19 protein-coding genes and 1 pseudogene are annotated in these 19,353 nt (G+C 65.2%); 16 read left to right on the top strand and 4 right to left on the bottom strand.

What is annotated here, in order from left to right:
• Positions 1-11 precede the first annotated feature (11 nt).
• Positions 12-1,529, bottom strand: coding sequence for a sensor histidine kinase (locus tag ACK5F2_RS13870; RefSeq protein WP_409865520.1), 1,518 nt, complete (start codon positions 1,527-1,529; stop codon positions 12-14).
• Positions 1,530-1,584: 55 nt separating this feature from the next.
• Positions 1,585-2,256 (bottom strand): response regulator transcription factor, encoded by a 672-nt coding sequence (locus tag ACK5F2_RS13865; protein WP_133602128.1) that lies wholly within the window; start codon positions 2,254-2,256, stop codon positions 1,585-1,587.
• A gap of 147 nt (positions 2,257-2,403) precedes the next feature.
• On the opposite strand from ACK5F2_RS13865, the gene recA reads away from it, so the two are divergent.
• The 14 genes from recA to ACK5F2_RS13795 all read left to right on the top strand — a co-directional run bounded on the left by recA (position 2,404) and on the right by ACK5F2_RS13795 (position 16,292).
• Entirely contained in the window at positions 2,404-3,441 is a 1,038-nt protein-coding gene (gene recA, locus ACK5F2_RS13860; protein WP_409865518.1) for a recombinase RecA, read from the top strand.
• A gap of 19 nt (positions 3,442-3,460) precedes the next feature.
• Positions 3,461-3,931: a hypothetical protein gene (locus tag ACK5F2_RS13855; protein ID WP_409865516.1), complete on the top strand. Its 471-nt coding sequence runs from the start codon at positions 3,461-3,463 to the stop codon at positions 3,929-3,931.
• Positions 3,931-4,482, top strand: coding sequence for a regulatory protein RecX (locus ACK5F2_RS13850; protein WP_409865514.1), 552 nt, complete (start codon positions 3,931-3,933; stop codon positions 4,480-4,482). Before ACK5F2_RS13855 ends, ACK5F2_RS13850 begins: the two co-directional genes overlap by 1 nt.
• 234 nt (positions 4,483-4,716) lie before the next feature.
• Positions 4,717-5,268 (top strand): DUF2889 domain-containing protein, encoded by a 552-nt coding sequence (locus ACK5F2_RS13845; RefSeq protein ID WP_409865512.1) that lies wholly within the window; start codon positions 4,717-4,719, stop codon positions 5,266-5,268.
• A gap of 24 nt (positions 5,269-5,292) precedes the next feature.
• Positions 5,293-6,453, top strand: coding sequence for an ADP-forming succinate--CoA ligase subunit beta (sucC, locus tag ACK5F2_RS13840; RefSeq protein WP_133602133.1), 1,161 nt, complete (start codon positions 5,293-5,295; stop codon positions 6,451-6,453).
• A 23-nt stretch (positions 6,454-6,476) separates the two neighbouring features.
• On the top strand, positions 6,477-7,370 hold the full coding sequence (gene sucD, locus ACK5F2_RS13835; RefSeq protein ID WP_133602134.1) for a succinate--CoA ligase subunit alpha: 894 nt from the start codon (positions 6,477-6,479) through the stop codon (positions 7,368-7,370).
• Positions 7,371-7,573: 203 nt separating this feature from the next.
• Positions 7,574-8,320, top strand: a complete 747-nt coding sequence (locus ACK5F2_RS13830) for a TerC family protein (protein ID WP_409865510.1) — start codon at positions 7,574-7,576, stop codon at positions 8,318-8,320.
• A gap of 7 nt (positions 8,321-8,327) precedes the next feature.
• The gene (locus ACK5F2_RS13825) at positions 8,328-9,392 is read left to right on the top strand and encodes a serine/threonine-protein kinase (RefSeq protein WP_409865508.1); all 1,065 of its coding nucleotides are present in this window, start codon (positions 8,328-8,330) and stop codon (positions 9,390-9,392) included.
• Between the two features lie 30 nt (positions 9,393-9,422).
• Entirely contained in the window at positions 9,423-10,211 is a 789-nt protein-coding gene (locus ACK5F2_RS13820) for a Stp1/IreP family PP2C-type Ser/Thr phosphatase (protein ID WP_133602137.1), read from the top strand.
• A 64-nt stretch (positions 10,212-10,275) separates the two neighbouring features.
• Positions 10,276-10,932 (top strand): FHA domain-containing protein, encoded by a 657-nt coding sequence (locus tag ACK5F2_RS13815; protein WP_409865506.1) that lies wholly within the window; start codon positions 10,276-10,278, stop codon positions 10,930-10,932.
• A 174-nt stretch (positions 10,933-11,106) separates the two neighbouring features.
• Complete coding sequence (locus ACK5F2_RS13810) at positions 11,107-11,892, top strand: MBL fold metallo-hydrolase (RefSeq protein WP_409865504.1); 786 nt, start codon at positions 11,107-11,109, stop codon at positions 11,890-11,892.
• 225 nt (positions 11,893-12,117) lie between these two features.
• Entirely contained in the window at positions 12,118-12,567 is a 450-nt protein-coding gene (locus ACK5F2_RS13805) for a prepilin-type N-terminal cleavage/methylation domain-containing protein (protein WP_409865502.1), read from the top strand.
• 218 nt (positions 12,568-12,785) lie between these two features.
• Positions 12,786-14,468, top strand: coding sequence for a Wzy polymerase domain-containing protein (locus tag ACK5F2_RS13800; RefSeq protein WP_409865500.1), 1,683 nt, complete (start codon positions 12,786-12,788; stop codon positions 14,466-14,468).
• 57 nt (positions 14,469-14,525) lie between these two features.
• Positions 14,526-16,292, top strand: a complete 1,767-nt coding sequence (locus tag ACK5F2_RS13795) for a Wzy polymerase domain-containing protein (protein ID WP_409865499.1) — start codon at positions 14,526-14,528, stop codon at positions 16,290-16,292.
• Between the two features lie 18 nt (positions 16,293-16,310).
• On the opposite strand, the gene moaC is transcribed toward ACK5F2_RS13795, so the two are convergent.
• On the bottom strand, positions 16,311-16,793 hold the full coding sequence (gene moaC / locus ACK5F2_RS13790) for a cyclic pyranopterin monophosphate synthase MoaC (protein WP_409865497.1): 483 nt from the start codon (positions 16,791-16,793) through the stop codon (positions 16,311-16,313).
• A 98-nt stretch (positions 16,794-16,891) separates the two neighbouring features.
• On the opposite strand from moaC, the gene ACK5F2_RS13785 reads away from it, so the two are divergent.
• Positions 16,892-18,472: a M48 family metalloprotease gene (locus tag ACK5F2_RS13785; RefSeq protein WP_409865562.1), complete on the top strand. Its 1,581-nt coding sequence runs from the start codon at positions 16,892-16,894 to the stop codon at positions 18,470-18,472.
• 24 nt (positions 18,473-18,496) lie between these two features.
• On the opposite strand, the gene ACK5F2_RS13780 is transcribed toward ACK5F2_RS13785, so the two are convergent.
• Complete coding sequence (locus ACK5F2_RS13780; protein ID WP_409865560.1) at positions 18,497-18,853, bottom strand: phage holin family protein; 357 nt, start codon at positions 18,851-18,853, stop codon at positions 18,497-18,499.
• Between the two features lie 170 nt (positions 18,854-19,023).
• Between ACK5F2_RS13780 and ACK5F2_RS13775 the strand changes: the two are divergent.
• Positions 19,024-19,353: pseudogene (locus ACK5F2_RS13775) on the top strand (hypothetical protein); the annotation flags it as partial.

Genomic DNA, 19,353 nt, shown 5'->3' with positions numbered 1-19,353 from the left:
CGGGGCGGCGCTCAGGGCTCCAGGCCCGCATCGCCCTCGGCGCTGCGTCCCTCGGCGCGTGGCCTGGCGCCGAAGCGCATGGTGAAGCGCGCACCCGGCCCCTGTCCGTCCTCCGTGCTCTGGCCGGGGCGCAGGCTGCGGGTGTCGTCCAGGGTGATTTCCACCTCATGGGCCTGGGCGATCTCGCGCACGATGGCCAGACCCAGGCCCGAGCCATCCACATCGGTGCCCAAGGCGCGATAGAAGGGCTGGAACACCTTCTCGCGCTCGCTCTCGGGAATGCCGGGGCCGGAGTCCTCCACCTGGAGCACGACCACCTGGCCGAAGGGGTCCTCCACCACCCGTACGGTCACCGTGCCTCCGGCCGGGGTGTAGAGCAGGGCGTTGTCCACCAGATTGCGGATCAGTTCGCGGATCAGCAGCGGATGTCCGTGGACGCGCAGCGCACTCTGGCTGGCATCCGGCCCTTCGAAGCCCAGGTCGATGTGCTTGTCCAGGGCGCGCGGCACGAAGTCCCGCACGGTTTCCACGGCCAGGCCGGAGAGGTTGACATCGCTGCGCCGCTGGGCGTGCTCCTGGTCCTCGGCGCGGGCCATGGCCAGCAGCTGGTTCACCATATGGGCCGCGCGCTGGCTGGACAGGGCGATCTGCTTGAGCGAACGCTTGAGCTCGGCCGGCGAGCTGCGGCCCTCGTCGATCTCGCGCTGCGCGAGCTCGGCCTGGGTGCGCAGGCCGGCCAGCGGGGTCTTGAGCTGATGGGCCGCATCGGCCAGAAAGTGCTTCTGCGCGCTGATGGACTGGTCCAGCCGGCCCAGCAGATCATTGATGGCGCGCACCAGGGGGGCCACCTCGTCGGGAATGCGGCGCTCGTCGATCGGGCTCAAGTCCGAGCTTTCGCGCGAGCGGATGCGGCGCTGCAGATCATTGAGGGGCGCAATGCCGCGCGCCAGCGCCATCCATACCAGCAGCACGGCCAGTGGCAGGATCACGAACTGCGGCAGGATCACGCCCTTGATGATCTCGCTGGCCAGGCGTGAGCGCTTGCCCAGGGTCTCGGCCACCTGCACCAGCATGGTCTGGGTGCTGCCGGCCATGCCCTCGGGGGCGACCCAGAGGTAGGCCACGCGCACGTTCTCACCACTCACCTCGTCATCGCGGAAGTGCAGCACCCAGGGCACGATGGGCGCTTCAGCCTCCGGCACGGGCAGCTGGCGGTCGCCGCTGAGGAACTCGCCGCGCAGGCCCAGCACCTGGTAGAAGACCGTGTCAGCCTCGTCGGCGCGCAGCAGGGCGGCGGCCTCGGGCGCCAAGGCGTAGCGCGAGCGCCGGCCCTCGGGCGCCTGGGCGGCAGCCACCTGCAGGCCCAGATTGCGGGCCATCTCCCCGAGCTCGCGGTCATACGGCCGCCCGGCAATGCCCTGGGCCACCAGCCAGGTCAGGGCCACACTGATGGGCCAGATCACCAGCAAGGGGGCAAGCATCCAGTCCAGGATCTCGCCAAACAGGGAGCGGTGCTCGCGCTCGGCCATCTAGTCTTTCCGGATCAGACGCGCGTGCATGCCGGGCTCCGGCGGGCTGAGGCCATCATCCGGGAATCTTCTCCAGGCAGTAGCCCAGTCCCCGCACCGTGGCAATGCGGATGGGGCCCTGCTCGATCTTCTTGCGCAGGCGGTGGATGTAGACCTCGATGGCGTTGTTGCTCACCTCTTCGCCCCACTCGCACAGGCGCTCCACCAGCTGGTCCTTGCTGACCAGGCGGCCGGCGCGCTGCAGCAGCACCTCCAGCAGGCTCAGTTCGCGGGCCGAGAGCTCCACCATCTGGTCATTGATGTATGCCACGCGCCCGGTGGCGTCGAAGCTCAGTGGGCCATGCTTGATCACCGAGGAGGCGGTGCCCAGGCCGCGGCGGGTGAGGGCGCGCACCCGCGCCTCCAGTTCCTGCAGGGAGAAGGGCTTGGCCATGTAGTCATCGGCGCCCCGGTCCAGCCCCTTGACGCGTTGCTCCACGCTGTCCGCGGCCGTCAGGATCAGCACCGGCATGGTGGCACCGCGGGCGCGCAGCTTGCGCAGCACTTCCAGGCCATGCAGCTTGGGCAGTCCCAGGTCCAGGATCACCAGATCGAATTCATGCGAGGCCAGGGCGGCATCGGCCTCGGTGCCGGAACTGACCTGGTCCACGGCATAGCCGGAGGCGCGCAGGGCGCGCAGCAGTCCATCGGCCAGCACTTGGTCGTCTTCCGCGATCAGGATGCGCATGCTTGTCCCCAGTTCTTTTCCGGCAATGGACCCACATTCTAGGGAGACCGGGACTGCTGACATTGAATGGCAGCAGGGCTTGCCTAAACTACTGTACGCATATACAGATTGCGCCATAATGCGCACAGCCGAAACAGGAGATAGCCCATGGACGCCCCCGTCAAGAACGCCAATACCGAGAAAGCCAAGGCCCTGCAGGCCGCACTTGCCCAGATCGAGAAGCAATTCGGCAAGGGTTCCATCATGCGCCTGGGTGAGGGCGAGGTGATCGAGGACATCCAGGTGGTCTCCACCGGCTCCCTGGGGCTGGATATCGCCCTGGGTGTGGGCGGCCTGCCGCGCGGCCGTGTGATCGAGATCTACGGCCCGGAATCCTCTGGCAAGACCACCCTGACCCTGCAGGTCATCGCCCAGATGCAGAAGCTGCAGGGCGTCTGCGCCTTCATCGACGCCGAGCATGCCCTGGACGTTCAGTACGCCCAGAAGCTGGGCGTGAACCTGCAAGACCTGCTGATCAGCCAGCCCGACACCGGCGAGCAGGCGCTCGAAATCGTGGACGCCCTGGTGCGCTCCGGTTCGGTGGACCTGATCATCATCGACTCGGTGGCCGCCCTGACGCCCAAGGCCGAGCTTGAGGGCGAGATGGGCGACGCCCTGCCCGGCTTGCAGGCTCGCCTGATGAGCCAGGCCCTGCGCAAGCTGACCGCCACCATCAAGAAGACCAATTGCACCGTGGTCTTCATCAACCAGATCCGCATGAAGATCGGTGTGATGTTCGGCTCGCCCGAGACCACCACCGGCGGCAATGCCCTCAAGTTCTACGCCTCGGTGCGCCTGGACATCCGCCGCATCGGCTCGATCAAGAAGGGTGAGGAGGTGATCGGCTCCGAGACCAAGGTCAAGGTCGTCAAGAACAAGGTCTCGCCGCCCTTCAAGACCGCCGAGTTCGACATCCTTTACGGCGAGGGCATCAGCCGCGAGGGCGAGATCATCGATATGGGCGTGGTCGCCAAGGTGGTGGACAAGTCCGGCGCCTGGTATGCCTACAGCGGCGAAAAGATCGGCCAGGGCAAGGACAATGCCCGTGAGTTCCTGCGCGAGAACCCCGACATCGCCCGCGAGATCGAAAACAAGATCCGCGAGTCCCTGGGCGTGCCCTTGCTGGGCGCGGTGGACGCCGATTAAGACCGGCGTCGTTCAGGCTGTGAGCCCGCCGCACAGCATGCCGGCGCCGGCCACCGGGCCCGAGGCTGAGGAGCGTGCCCTGGTGCAGCGCTTCTGGGCCTTGTACCAGGCCCGACGCTGGGGCGAGGCGCGCGAGTTGCTGCATCCCCAGGCCTGCTGCCAGTGGTGGGCCACGGCCGAGCGCTTTGTGGGTGCGGCCGCGGTGGTGCATGTCAACGAAATCTATCCCGAGGGCTGGAGCCTGCACCTGCTGGCCCTGCACAGCCTGGCGCCTGGCCAGGTGCTGAGCCTGTTGCGCGTGGACCAGGATGGCCGTTCCTTCTACGCCAATAGCTATTTCCAGCTGAAGGGCGGCCGTATCACGGCGCTGGACGAGTACTGGAGCGATGTGCAGGCGCCGCCCGCCTGGCGCCAGTCCGGGCTGCCCGGCCGGGAATTGCTGCCGCCGGATCGCCGCCAAGGTTTGAGCCTGGCCTTGCCGGAGGGCTGATGAAGCCGCTCTCGCTCAAGATGCGCGCCATCGCCCTGCTGGCCCAGCGCGAGCACAGCCTGATGGAGCTGCGCGGCAAGCTGCTGCGTCTGGCCCGCGCTCGGGCGGCCGAGCGGGCGGCGCAGGCCGAGGCGGCTGCCGCTTTCGCTGAGGAAGGGGGGGCGCAGACGCCGGCGATGCTCGAACCTGAATCCGGCGCCGCCTCGCCCGACCTCGAGATCGAGGTCGATACCTTGCTGGTCTGGCTGCAGGCCCAGGGTTACCTGGACGAGAGCCGTTTCGTGGAGTCGCGCGTGCATGCCCGTGCCGCCCGCTATGGCAACCGTCGCATCCAGCAGGAGCTGTCCCAGCATGGGCTGAGCCTGGATGCCGAGGCCCATGCGCGGCTCAAGGACAGCGAGCTGGAGCGGGCTCGGGAAGTCTGGCGGCGCAAGTTTGGCGGCGCGGCGCCCGAGGACGCGTCAGCGCGGGCCAAGCAGACTCGCTTCCTGGTCGGCCGAGGGTTTTCGTCCGAGGTGGTGCGTCGTGTACTGCGCGGAGATCACGACTGAATCGCCGGATGCTTGCAGGCGGGAAGCTGACCGGGGCAGAATCGACCGGATGGTCGATTTTGTGGCTCCACAGTGGGCGCTGACAGCCTGGCGAAAGGCTTGCGGCAGCGCAGCATGCTACATTGATGGTCTTTGGCAGTCGTGCCCGCCCCCCATTGTTGGGGTTTGGCGGGCTTGATTGCGCGCTAGTTTCAACGCTCCATGTCCTTGCTCAATCCTGTTGCCGAGCGCCGCTTGCTGCACCGTCGCGCGATCGATGTGCAGGTGTTTGCGCGCGAGGACGGCTTGTTCGACGTTGAAGCGACCTTGCAGGACATCAAGACCCGCGACATCGCCTTGGCCTCGGGCTTGCGCCGCGCTGGCGAGCCGGTGCACGACATGCTGCTGCGCTTGGTTGTGGACCGGACCCTGAATGTGCTGGCCGCGACGTCGACCACCATGGGCATGCCCTATCCCGGCTACTGCGGGGAGCACGGCGATGCTTATGCCGGCCTTGCCGGACTCAATCTACTCAAAGGCTTCCGCGCCGGCGTGAAAGAGCGCCTGGCCGGTACCCGGGCCTGCACCCACCTCACCGAACTGAGCCAGGTTCTGCCGACGGCGGTGATCCAGGCTTTCGCCGGTGTCGTGCTCGATACCCAGGAGGGCGACGCCGGTTCCGGCCGTGCGCCTTTCCAGATCGACAAATGCCATGCCCTGCGCAGCGATGGCCCTGTGGTGCAAACCCATTACCCGCGTTGGTATCGCCCGGCTCCGGCCGCCGCGCTGACCACATCCCCTTCCTGACTTTTCCCTCTAAGCGAGACCCCTATGAAGATTCACGAGTACCAGGGCAAGGAAATCCTGCGCCAGTTCGGCGTGCCGGTGCCGCGCGGCATTCCCGCGTTCACCGTGCAAGAAGCGGTGGAAGCCGCGCAGAAGCTGGGCGGCCCGGTCTGGGTGGTCAAGGCACAGATCCACGCCGGTGGCCGTGGCAAGGGCGGCGGCGTCAAGCTGGCCCGTTCGATGGATGATGTGAAGACCCTGTCCGAGCAGATCCTGGGCATGCAGCTGGTCACGCACCAGACCGGCCCGGCAGGTCAGAAGGTCCGCCGCCTCTACATCGAAGAAGGCGCGGACATCAAGAACGAGCTGTATGTCTCGCTGGTCACCGACCGCGGCACCCAGAAGGTGGCCTTCATCGCGTCCAGCGAAGGCGGTATGGACATCGAGGAGGTCGCCCACTCGACCCCCGAGAAGATCATCACCGAGATGATCGATCCGCTGGTGGGTCTGACCGCCGAGCAGAGCAAGAAGATCGCTGCGGCCATCGGCCTGACCGGCGCTTCGATCGACCAGGCCGTGGACCTGTTCGCCAAGCTCTACAAGTGCTACATGGACACCGACGCGTCCCTGGTTGAGATCAACCCGCTGAACTGTGATTCCAAGGGCAATCTGATCGCCCTGGATGCCAAGTTCAACTTCGATGCCAACGCCCTGTTCCGTCACCCCGAGATCGTGGCCTACCGCGATCTGGACGAAGAGGATCCGGCCGAAGTCGAAGCCTCCAAGTTCGACCTGGCTTACATCAGCCTGGACGGCAATATCGGCTGCCTGGTGAACGGCGCCGGTCTGGCCATGTCCACCATGGACACCATCAAGCTGTTCGGCGGCGAGCCGGCCAACTTCCTGGACGTGGGCGGTGGCGCCACGGCCGAGAAGGTGACCGAGGCCTTCAAGATCATGCTGAAGAACCCGGAAGTGAAGGGCATCCTGGTCAATATCTTCGGCGGCATCATGAAGTGCGACACCATCGCCGAAGGCGTGATCACCGCCTGCAAGGCCGTGAACCTGTCCGTGCCGCTGGTGGTTCGCATGAAGGGCACCAACGAAGAGCTGGGCAAGAAGATGCTGGCTGAATCCGGCCTGCCCATCATCGCCGCCGACACCATGGCCGAAGCCGCGACCAAGATCGTCGCCGCCGTCAAGTAAGCCCTGCTGCAAGGAAAGAAATCATGTCGATCTACATTAACAAAGACACCAAGGTCATCACCCAGGGCATCACGGGCAAGACCGGTCAGTTCCACACCCTGGGCTGCCAAGCCTACGCGAACGGCAAGAACGCCTTCGTCGCTGGCGTGAACCCCAAGAAGGCGGGCGAGAAGTTCTCCGAGATTCCCATCTACGCCACGGTCAAGGAAGCCGCTGCCCAGACCGGTGCCACTGTTTCCGTGATCTACGTGCCGCCCGCCGGCGCTGCCGCCGCCATCTGGGAAGCCGTTGAGGCCGATCTGGATCTGGCGATCTGCATCACCGAAGGCATCCCCGTGCGCGACATGCTGGAAGTGCGCAACAAGATGAAGGCCAAGGAAGCTGCCGGTGGCAAGCGCACCCTGCTGCTGGGCCCCAACTGCCCCGGCCTGATCACGCCCGACGAGATCAAGATCGGCATCATGCCCGGCCACATCCACAAGAAGGGTCGCGTCGGCGTGGTTTCGCGTTCCGGCACCCTGACCTATGAAGCCGTGGCGCAGCTGTCCGAGCTGGGTATCGGCCAATCGTCGGCTGTCGGTATCGGTGGTGACCCGATCAACGGCCTGAAGCACATCGATGTGATGAAGGCTTTCAACGACGACCCGGACACCGATGCCGTCATCATGATCGGTGAAATCGGCGGCCCGGATGAGGCAGAAGCCGCCCGTTGGTGCAAGGCCAATATGAAGAAGCCCATCGTCGGCTTCATCGCTGGTGTCACCGCCCCTCCGGGCAAGCGCATGGGCCATGCTGGCGCGCTGATCTCCGGCGGTGCTGACACGGCCGATGCCAAGCTGGCCATCATGGAAGAGTGCGGCTTCACCGTGACCCGCAATCCGTCCGAGATGGGCCGCTTGCTCAAGGGCCTGCTGTAATCGACCCGCCGCGGGGCTCGGTCCCCGATGCGTAAATCCACGCATCGGCGTCCGGCCTGCCGCAGCGCACAATTTGGTCGCAGTCTTTGCGGCCAGGCAAAAAGGGGCTTTGGCCCCTTTTTGCATTGGCGCACCCCATGCGCAAGAGGCCCGGCTATAGTCCGGCACGGGCCGTGGTAACCCCTTATTACAAAGCTCCTCACATGGACATGTTCACCAGCCCCGAGTTCTGGCTTGCCGTCGGCCAGATCATCATGATCGACATCTTGCTGGGCGGCGACAACGCGGTCGTGATCGCGCTGGCCTGTCGCAAGCTGCCCGAGGCCCAGCGGCGCCTGGGCATCTTGTGGGGCACGGCCGGAGCCATCCTGCTGCGCGTCGTGCTCATCTTCTTCGCACTCACCCTGCTCAAGCTGCCCTTCCTCAAGCTGGTGGGCGGCCTGCTGCTGCTGTGGATTGGCATGAAGCTGCTGGTCCCAGAAGACGAGGACGAGCACGGCAATATCCAGGCCAGTGACAAGCTCTGGGCCGCCGTCAAGACGGTGATCGTGGCGGACTTCGTGATGAGCCTGGACAATGTGATCGCCATTGCGGGCGCCGCCGAAGGCGCGGGCGGTGGTCATCAGATGCCGCTGGTGATCTTCGGTCTGCTGGTCTCCATCCCCATCATCGTTTGGGGCAGCCAGCTGGTGATCAAGCTGATGGATCGCTTCCCCATGGTCATCGTGCTGGGCGCCATGCTGCTGGGCTGGATTGCCGGCACCATGATGGTGGGCGATCCTGCGTTCTCGGCCTATGTGCCGATGGTCGAGGGCGACAAGCCGGGCAGCAGCCAGGTCTTGCCCGCCCTGTACTACGGATGCGGCGTTGCCGGGGCACTGCTGGTGCTGGCCTTGGGCAAGCTGGTCGCGGCCCGCCAGGGTGGAGGCGGCGGCAGCGCCGCTGCCTGATCGCACCATGGCATCCGGCTTCTGGAAGCGCACCCTGGACCGCCTGAGCGGTGCCGGTCGCGCGGCGGAGGCCGAGCCGCTCGCAGAAGGGGCCAGTACCCGTGTCGCAAACCCCTCCCGCCAGCTTGCGGGGCAGGAGGGGGCGGGTGACCTCTCGGCCTACACCCTGGGTGCCGAGCTCGGGCGTGGGGCCATGGCCGTGGTCTGTATGGCCACCGAGAAGTCCAGCGGCCGCCAAGTGGCCATCAAGCGCCTGGCTCTGCAACGCGAGTTCGCTGCCGAGGATTTGATCGATGTGCGCCAGCGCTTCATGCGCGAGGCGCGTGCAGCGCGTCAGCTGCAGCACCCCGACATACTCGGCGTTCTCGATGCCGGGCAGTCCGGTCAGGATGCCTGGATCGCCATGGAGTACGCGCCCGGCCGCGACCTCAGTCACTACGCGGTGGCGGGCCGACTCCTGCCGGTGCGTGAGGTTTTGGCCATGGGGGTGCGCCTGGCACGGGCCTTGGCCTATGCCCATGCCCACGGGGTGGTGCACCGCGACATCAAGCCCAGCAATGTGATGTACGAGCCCGTCTCGGGCTCGCTCAAGATCATGGACTTCGGCGTTGCTCGCCTGGCCGACGGCAGCCGCACACGCACCGGCCTGGTCCTGGGCACGCCGTCCTTCATGTCGCCCGAGCAGCTGGCGGGCCTGCATGTGGATGGGCGCAGTGATCTTTACTCACTCGGGGTGATGCTCTACCAGCTGCTCACGGGGCGCCTGCCGCATCAAGCAGACTCCATGGCCGCGCTGATGCAGCAGATTGCCAGACAGGCTCCGCCGGATGTGCGGCATTACCGCCCCGGTCTGCCCGAGTCCCTGGCCTTGGTCCTGGCCCTGGCCCTGGAGAAGCGACCCGAGCTGCGCTATGCCACCGGCGACGCCATGGCCGAGGACCTGGATGCCGTGCTGGCCCAGGTGGGGGCTGAGTGGCAAGACCCGGCACCAGCCGCTCAGGATTTCACGTCTGCCGCGGCCTTCGATCGGACCGCGCGACTTGATCGCGGTGAACCGGGGCACAATGCCTGAGCTCTTCGTTCCGACCTACTATCTCAGCCCATGACCGTGGAGATCTACAGCGCTACCGATGTTGGCCGCGCCCGCGACAACAACGAGGACTCGGTGGCCGTGGAGGCGGACGTGGGTCTGGCCGTGCTGGCCGACGGTATGGGCGGCTACAACGCCGGAGAGGTGGCCAGCCAGATGCTGACCAGCTTCATCAAGGCCGAGCTGGGCCGCTGGCTCAAGGAAACGGGCGGCAAGGCCGGGCCTGCCGATGTGCGCCGGGCCATGGACATCTGCGTGGACAATGCCAACCGCGCCATCTTCAATGCCGCCAACACCAACCCGCGCTATGCGGGCATGGGTACCACCCTGGTGGTGGCCGTGTTCCGCGAGGATGGACTCCTGCTGGGCCATGTGGGTGACTCACGCGCCTACCGCCTGCGCGGCGGCCAGTTCACCCAGCTCACCCGTGACCATTCTCTGCTCCAGGAACAGCTGGATGCGGGCCTGTTGACGCCCGAAGAGGCGGCCTTTTCTGCCAATCGCAATCTGGTGACCCGCGCCGTGGGGGTGGAAGACACCGTCATGCTGGAGCTGCATCAGCATGAGGTACAGCCGGGCGATCTCTTCCTGCTCTGCTCCGACGGCCTGTCCGACATGCTGGACGACGACGCCCTGGCACAGTTGTTGATAAACCACCCTTCGCTGTCCGAAGCGGCTCAGGCACTCATTGCCGCCGCCAATGACATGGGCGGCAAGGATAATATTGCGATCGTGCTGGCTCGTGCCGAGGGGCGCGTCAAGCCCGTCAGCCGGACCTGGTGGCCTTTCGGTCGGCGCTGAAGGCGCGGCCGGCGCCCTCCGTTCCGGGCGGCACAACAATGAGATAACAGGACTGAGGTCAAGCATGGGCAAACTGGTGGTTTCGCTCGACGGCGTGGTGATCAAGGAGGTGCAGATCACCAAGGACAAGACCACGCTCGGGCGGCGGCCTTACAACGACATCGTCATCGACAATCTGGCGGTCAGTGGCGAACACGCCGTGCTTCAGATGGTGGGTAACGACGTCTTCATTGAAGACCTGAACTCCACCAACGGCACTTACATCAACGGCACGGCCATCAAGAAGCAGCTGCTCAACAGCAACGACGTCGTTGAGGTCGGCAAGTACAAGATCAAGTTCCTGCTCGAAGACAGTGCCGACTACGAGAAGACCATGATTCTCAAGCCGGGTGCCACGCCCAGTGGTTTCGGCATGCCCTCGGCCTTCGGTCCCCTGGGCACCCCCGCAAGTTCAGCCAGCCCGGCCTCCATTCGCGTGCTCACTGGCGCTGCTGCCGGCCGCGAGGTCAGCCTCACCAAGGTGGTCACCACCGTGGGCAAGCCCGGCGTGCAGGTAGCCTCCATCACCAAGCGGCCCAGCGGCTATGTCTTCGCTCATGTGGAAGGCGGCGCCCGTCCTACGGTGAACGGCGCACCCTTGACGGGCGAGTCCATCGCCCTCAAGAGCGGCGATGTGATCGAGCTGGCGGGCACGCAAATGCAGTTCGTTCAGCCGGGCTGAACCCCTGCGGGTCGGCGCCCGCCGCCAGTTACACCGCGTGCAGCAAGTCACGCTCTGACGGGCTTCTCCCATGAAGTCGGGACAATCTCACAGCATCAGGCTTCGCGCTGGCGGCAGGGCCGCGTAAATTGGGAGCCCTGCTGAACGAGCCCCGGGCTCAAGAAAACGCCGCGCATGAAGATCAGAGTCCTGGGGTGTTCCGGCGCCATCGCCGCCGGTTACAAGACCACCGCCTTTTTGCTGGACGACGATGTGCTCATCGACGCCGGCACCGGCGTGGGCGATCTGGACTTGTCTGCCCTGGCGCGGGTGGACCATGTGCTGCTGAGCCACTCCCATCTTGACCATGTGCTGGGCCTGCCTCTGTTGGCCGACTCGGTGCTGCGCCTGCGCGCCCAGGCCGGCCGGCCGCCCATCCAGGTCCATGCCCTGGCGCCCACGCTGGAGGCGCTGCGTCAGCACCTCTTCAACGGCGTGATCTGGCCCGATTTCACTCGCCTGCCCAGCGCCGAGCGACCCGTGCTGACCCTGCAGCCCTTCGAGGTGGGGCAGCGCCTGGACCTGGGCGGCCGCATGATCGAAGTGCTCAGCGCCGCCCACACCGTGCCGGCCTGCGGCTTTGCGGTGGACACGGGGGCCGCCCGGGATCACGCCCATTGGGTCTACACCGGGGATACCGGCCCCAACCCCCTGCTCTGGCAGCGCCTGGCCCAGTTGCGGGTCTCGCATCTCGTCATCGAGACGGCGTTCAGCGACGAGGAGCAGCAGCTCGCGGCCATCAGCCGCCACCTCTGCCCCGCGGCGCTGGGCCGGGAGCTGGCCCAGCTTCAGGGTGAGCCGCACATCCACATCACCCATATCAAGCCGGGTGAGGTGGAGGCGGTCATGGCCGAGATTGCCGCCCTGCCTGGCGCTCACCGCATGGCTGCCCTGCGTGCCGGCCAGCTCATCGAGCTGTAAGTCCTTGTTACACAAGGGCTTCTTCCGCGTCTGACAAAATTTGTCAGATCCAGCCGGGGGCAACAAATCGCGCCAGCGGGGCTGACAAAAAATGTCAGTCACCGGCCCCGGAATGGGAAATATCCGTGATCTGTGTCACGTGGCGAGCGGTCTGCCGGGCTGGCACGACCCCTGCATTCAGGGGGGATGTCTCTTCCCCAACCTCTCTTTCCGCAGGAGTCTGACATGAGCATGAAGCGCAAAGTCCAAAAGGGTTTCACCCTGATCGAACTGATGATCGTCGTGGCGATCGTTGGTATCCTGGCCGCTGTGGCGTTGCCCGCGTATCAGGACTACACCACCAAGGGCAAGGTGTCCGAGGCATCTTCTTTGGCTTCCACTGCAATTCGCAATGCGCAGGTGATGTTCAACGAGGGAGCGCTGGCAGGAGGTCTGTCGAACGCTGCCTTTGGCTTGGACGCTACGCCGACCAACATTAATGGTAAGTATGTTGCATCCGTAACCGCGGCGGGCGTGGATGCTACCACCGCTACGATTACCATGCGTATGCGTGCCACTGGTAACAGTTCCGTTGATGGTAAGGATATCGTTTATACGGTCACCTGCACGGCTGGAGCCTCTTGCAAGACCTCGGTGGGTGGCGACGTGGCTTCGAAGTTCATGCCTAAGACCTAAGGATATCATTTAGATATTCTTTGAGTATGATGGGGCGCCTTGATGGCGCCCTTTTCTTTTGGTGGTGATATTTGACTGACGACTTACTCTGCCGTCGGCGTACATCTGCGTTAGTTTGATGTTTTCGGTGCCTCATGGTTCTATACGGCGGCATTATCTATAGACACGGGGATTTCTTGCAGCGACTAGCAGTCGTCGTGGCCTGTGCAAGCCCTCCTATGATTGGCTTCGTCCAAGCACCAATCAGTAGTGCGCTTCATCAGCTCGCGGCCCTATTGTGCTGGGGAATAGTCATTGCACTGGCTGGGTTTGAACGGCAAGTAAGGGCAGCTGAGTTGCCTAATCAGGTATTTGCCCCGCTGTCTCTTTGGTCTTTGCTGCTGTTCGGTGTTGTGTGGTCGGTTGTCTACAGAGACCTGCCCATTGCCATTGGCCTGATCAGTGCAGGATTTTTGCTGGCTGCGGCGATTTCGTTTCTTGCTGGCTGCGCGATAGGGCAGGCTGGTGAAATGGAGAAATGGGTTGAATTGATCTGTGTTGGGTGGCTTATTCTTGGGCTGATGCTCGCAGTTGTCAGTGTCATTCAGGTGTTCTTTCCCGGGGCTGCTGACGGAGACTGGATTGCGCGCACGAGCGATGCGGGTCGTGCAATTGGGAATATGCGGCAGCCGAATCATACGGCGTCATTTCTTTGCTTGGCTTGTATCTCTGCCGTTTGGCTCGGGTGCTCGCGCGCAAAGTTCGGTTTTGTAATGTGGCCGGCGCTCGTCGTGTTGTCGTTTGCGATTGCACTGACGGCTTCGAGGACGGGGGTGCTGTGTTTGGTGCTACTGTTTATCTTGGCTCAATTTGATCGGAGAATTGTTGATCGTGCAAAACATGGGCTCCTAGTTGCGGTTTTGGCTCTTTTTGTTTCTATGGCGGTGATGGCCATATTGGCGCGATGGGGGGGCTTTGCGGTTGGAAGCGCTACCAGGCTTAGTGAGGGCGTTGGTTCACCTACCCGAGTCGCAATATGGCATGATGCTTTTGTGCTGTTGCTGCGGGAACCGTGGACTGGAGTCGGTTGGGGGGAGTTTAATCGTGCTTGGGCGCTTACTGAATTTAAGCGACAGTCGGCTGAATTGCCGGACCATGTGCACAACTTGCCTCTTCACGTTCTGACTGAGCTAGGTCTGCCGCTTGGTGGTTTGGTAATAGTATTTTTGGTTGTCACATTGATATATGCCATAAACCCTAAGGAGTACTTGTCGAATCGCCTGCCTTTTGCATACAAGTGTGCCGTTGCTCAGCTAGTTATTGTTCTGATTCACAGCATGCTCGAGTACCCGCTTTGGTATCTCTATTTTTTGTTGCCAAGTGCTCTTCTGCTTGGCATTTGTTTGGCTTTTCGGGCTGTGCCAGAGAGCGATAGTGATCCAGCCAAATCTGATGCGCGGACGATCAGGAAAAGAGGAGGTTCGTTTGCTTTGGCGGGGTTGCTGATGATCGTTTGTAGCTTGACTGCTTGGCTTGACTATCAGCGAGTGGCCTCTTTATATCTAGATGAGGCTCTCCCGATGCCCCAAGAGATTGGGCACGGGCAACGATCAGTATTGTTTGGCCCTTGGGCGGATAGGATCTATGCAGATCTGATGCCCGAATCAGAGGCGAAGTTGCAGGCCATAGAGCGGACCGCGCATGTGCTTGTTGACCCACGGCTGTTAATGCGCTGGTCCGAGACTCTGGCTAGCGAAGGTGACGTCGATAGGGCCAGATATCTTGCTCGGCAAGTGGTGACTCACTGGGAGCCCGCGACCACATCGTGGCGATCTCGTTGCGATGTGGTTGCACTTGCCCATGCCACCCCATTGTGGTGCGACAGCCCTGCGCAAAGTTACTTGCCGCAAGACTTCCGTTAGCGCGTTGTTCGTGCTGGCTCAATTGGGGGCACGTGCGCCATGCCATCATTCGCCCCCATGCAATCCATGTCTCAAGGTCAGGGCCGCCCGGCTTGGGGGCCGCTGCTGGCCACTGCGCTGCCGCCCCTGCTGGCCTACAACCTGACACCCTCGGCCACCCTCTTCAATCAACTCCTGGCCCTGGGCGCCTGGGGTGCGGCGCTGTGGCTCTGGCCGGTGGCGTCTGTCGGTCAATCGCAGCGTGGCGGCATCGCCGCCATGCGTGCGGCGGTGCTGGCTCTGCTGCTGCTCCTGGGCAGCGCCCTGCTGTCGCCCTGGCTCAATGACCTGCCCATGAGCCTGGCTTGGCAGGCCGGGGCCCTGTTGGTGGCGGCCTTGCTGGTGTTGCAGTACGGCGCGCGCCTCGGCCCGGGCGGGACCGGCTCGGCGCCCAGCCTTTGGGCGGGCTTCTGCTGGGGCTTGCTGGCGGCGGGCCTGCTGTCCCTGCTCATCGGCGTGATTCAGGTCTTCGCGCCTCAGCTGGCCGACGGCAATCTCATTGCCCGCTCCGGCATTGCCGGTCGGGCCGTGGGCAATCTGCGCCAGCCCAATCATCTGGCCAGCCTGCTGATGTGGGCCTGCGTGGCCGCGGTCTGGTTGTCTGCCGCTGGGCAGCTCGGTCGCCGCAGCCGGCCCTGGCTGCTGCCTGTGCTCTTGTTCGCCCTGGTGTTCGGTGTGGTGCTGAGTGCTTCGCGCACCGGCATGCTGGGCGTGGTGCTGCTGGCGCTTTGGGGCTTGCTCGACCGGCGTCTGCCGCGGGCCGAGCGCTGGGCGCTGATGGCCACGCCCCTGATGCTGGCCCTGAGCTGGGCTGCGCTCTCCGGCTGGTCGCATGCCAGCGGTCAGGCCTTCGGGGCCGAGTCCCGTCTGGCCGAGGGCGCGGGCTCGCCCTCGCGCCTGGCCATCCTGGCCAATGCCTGGACCCTGCTCAAGATGCATCCCTGGACCGGCGTGGGTTGGGGTGAGTTCAATCTGGCCTGGAGCATGACGCCCTTCCCGGATCGGCCCGTGGCCTTCTTCGATCACACGCACAACATCGTCATGCAGCTGCTGGTGGAGCTGGGCTGGCCCCTGGGCCTGCTGGTGCTGGGTCTGCTGGCAGGGGCGGTCGCCGCGGCCTGGTGGGCCAGCCGTTGCGCCCAGGGCGAGTTGGCACTGATCAAGCGCTGTGCCTTCATGGTGGTGCTGATGATCGGCCTGCACAGCCTGCTGGAGTACCCGCTCTGGTATGCCTACTTCCTGCTGCCCACGCTGTTCGCGCTGGGCGTCTGTCTGGCGCCGGAGCCGGCACGCGAGCCGGCTCTGGGGGCAAGACCCGGCACCGCGCCAACCCTGCTGCGTCTGGGCGGTGTGCTGATGCTGGCCGGCAGCACGCTGGCGGTCTGGGACTATCTGCGTGTGGTGGACATCTACATGCCGCCAGCCAAGGCAGCGTCGCTGGAGTCGCGTATCGAGCGAGGGCAGGGCAGTCTGTTCTTCTCCACCCAGGCCGACTATGCGGCAGCCACCACCTGGATCCCGGGGCCCCTGGCCCTTGAGGCGGCCCAGCGCACGGCCCACAACCTCATCGACGTCCGCCTGATGATGGCCTGGGCCAAATCGCTGAACGCCAGCGGCGATGTGGAGCGAGCCCGTTATGTGGTGGCGCGCCTGCGCGAGTTCCGCAGCAAGCAGGGCGAGGAATGGCTGCTCGAGTGCGAGGCCCTGCGGGAGGCAGGCATCCGCGACCTGCCCTTCCAATGTGAGCCCCCGGCCCGCGACTTCGGCTATCGCGAGATGCGCTGAGGCGTGGCGCGCCGCGGCCTAGATCTCCGCGTGCCAGGCCCCGCTCTTGCCGCCCTGTTTCTCCAGCACGCGGATCTGCTCCATCACCATGCCGCGGTCGGCGGCCTTGCACATATCGTAGATGGTGAGCAGACCGATCTGCACGGCGGTCAGGGCCTCCATCTCCACGCCGGTGCGGCCCAGGGTCTCGACCTGGGCGCTGCAGATCACGGCGCTGGCGGCTTCATCCAGTTCGAATTCCACCGCCACCCGGGTGATGGGCAGGGGGTGGCACAGCGGGATCAGATCGGATGTGCGCTTGGCCCCCTGAATGGCGGCAATGCGGGCCACGCCCAGCACATCGCCCTTCTTGGCCGAGCCCTGGGCGATCAGGGCCAGTGTGCCCGGCTGCATGCGGATGCGACCGGCCGCGCGGGCCACGCGATGGGTCTCGGACTTGCCGGCCACGTCCACCATATGGGCCTGGCCCTGGGAGTCGAAATGCGTCAGCGGTGAGCTCATGATGATGGCGGCTGGAAACAATCGAGCAATCAAAGGTCTGTCATCATAGTGACCTTGTTTTCCGGCTCCGTGCCTCGGGAGTGACGCCCTTGACCCGCATGATGAATCGGCCGCGCCGTCTCGCGGTGGCCCTGGTGGCTGCCCTGAGCCTGTCGGCCACGCCCCTGACGCAGGCCCAAGTCAGTCTGCCGGCGCTGGGGGATTCGGTCTCGCAAGACCTGGATGTGAATGACGAGCGCCGCTTCGGCGATCAGATCATGCGGCAGATCCGTGTCGACCCGGACTATCTGGATGACCCCATGCTGCTCGAATACGTGCAGCGTCTGTGGGCACCGCTGGTGGCCTCGGGGCGTCAGCTGGGTCATATTGGCGAGGACACCAGCACCCGCTTTGCCTGGGAAACCTTTCTGGTGCGCGACCGCAGCGTCAATGCCTTTGCGCTGCCAGGCGGCTTTGTGGGCGTGCATCTGGGCCTGATTGCGATGACCGGCGCGCCGGACGAACTGGCCTCGGTGCTGGCGCATGAGCTCTCGCATGTGAGCCAGCGCCATATCGCCCGACGCATGGCGGGCGACTCGCGCAACAGCCTGCTGGCCACGGCCGGCATGATTGCCGCCGTGCTCGCGGCCTCGCGTTCGGGCAATGCCAATGCGGTGCAGGCGGCCATCGTGGGCAGTCAGGCCGCGGCGGCGGCGGCATCGCTCAGCTTCTCGCGCGATATGGAGCGCGAGGCCGACCGCGTGGGCTTCAATCTGATGGGCCATGCGGGCTATGCACCGGCCGGCATGATGAGCATGTTCGAGCGCATGGAGCAGGCCTATCACCTGATGGACTCGGGGGCCTACCCCTATCTGCGCTCACACCCCCTGACCAGCGAGCGCATTGGTGAGGCGCGTTCGCGTCTGGGCGCCGTGGCGCCGGTGCGTCCCCAGGGGTTGGCCGAGCATGCCCTGATGGCGGCACGGGCCCGCGTGCTGATGGACGGCCGCGCCGAGATCCTGGCCCAGCAGCAGGGCCTGGATGCCGGCACCCGCGGAAATGCCTATGAGCAGCTGGGCGCGCGCTATGCCAGCGCCCTGGCCTCCATCAAGCTGCGCAACTGGCCCCGTGCCGAAACGGCCTTGCAGAGCGCGGAGCAGCTGCTGGAGCTCATCGGCGATGAGGCCCGAGCTCGCCGTGCCTTGCGCCTGCTGCGGGCCGAGCTGGCCCAGGCTCAGGAGCAGTCCGCGCGCGGCTATGCCGCCCTGGCGCCGCTGGCCCAGGACCGTTCACGCCCACTGATGATGCAGCGGGCCCAGCTGGCCATTTACGACGCCGATCTGCAGCCGGCCCGCGAGGCGGCCGAGACCTTGCAGACCCATGTGAGCCTCAACCCCCGCGACGCGCTGGCCTGGAATCTGCTGGCCCAGCTGTGGCAGAAGCTGGACCGACCCCTGCGCTCGGTGCGCGCCCTGGGCGAGGCGAGGGCGGCTCTGGGCGATCTCAATGGCGCCATCGACCGCCTGCGCTCCGGGCTCAACCAGTCGCGCGGGCCCCAGGTCGACCAGATCGAGGCAGCCGTCATCGATGCCCGACTGCGCAGCCTGATCTACGAGCGCCGCCCGCTGCTGGCCGAGCTCTACCCGCGCGGCGCGCCACCCGGCGCCGAGCTGCCACTGCGCAGCAGCGCCGCGCCCTGAGCAGGGCGGCTGCAGCGCCGCAACTCAGTCCGTCTCGGGGAACAGGCGCTCGATGATCACATCGATGCCCATGCCGCACAGGCTGTAGATCAGCGAGCCGATCAGGGCCGCTCCGAAGCTCGTGACCGCCAGCCCGTCCAGTACCGAGGCGGCGGCCCAGAACATCAGGGCATTGATCACGAAGAGGAAGAGGCCCAGGCTCAGCACCGTGACCGGCAAGGTCAGCAGCACGAGGATGGGGCGCAGCAGGGTGTTCAGCAAACCGAGCACCAGGGCGGCGATCAGGGCCGCGCCATAGCTGGTGACCTGTACACCGGGATAGAGACTGGCCACCAGCAGCAGGGCGCCCGCCAGCAGCAGCCAACGCGTGAGAGTCTTGATCATGGGCGCGAGCATACAAGCGCGGTGCGCATGCCGCGCGGCTGTTGCACGCCGTGCACATGATCGGCCGCAAGCCATCCTGATTTATGAACTACTAATAAGAATAGTTCGCATTAGTGTTACTATTTGGCTTGCCGTGAACCCTGTGGCGCCGCTGGCGCAGCAAGCCCGTGACCCAAGCCTCCCCGGCCCTTCTTCAGGCCACCGACCACCCGACATCGCCCCGCTCCCCGGCGCCGCCTTTTGGCGGTGGCTTCGGGTTGGCGCCTCTGCGTGCCGTTCAGCGCGATGAGCTCGGGCCGCTGGCGCGGCGCCTGCTGACGGGCGGCGTGCTGTCCGCCCATGTGCTGGGGGTCTGGGCCCTGCTGCAGGTGGACGCGGTGCGCCAAGCCGTGGTGGAGGCTGCGCCCATCATGGTCAGCCTGATCCAGGCGCCCGAGCCGCCCAAGCCGGCTCCGCCGCCGCCGCCCGCGGCCCAGCCCGTCAAGCCGCGTCCGGCG

Source organism: Roseateles sp. (assembly GCF_046300915.1).
Lineage (GTDB): Bacteria > Pseudomonadota > Gammaproteobacteria > Burkholderiales > Burkholderiaceae_C > Kinneretia.
The sequence above is the reverse complement of the archived record's forward strand: the minus strand, read 5'-3'. Positions and strand labels throughout refer to the sequence as shown.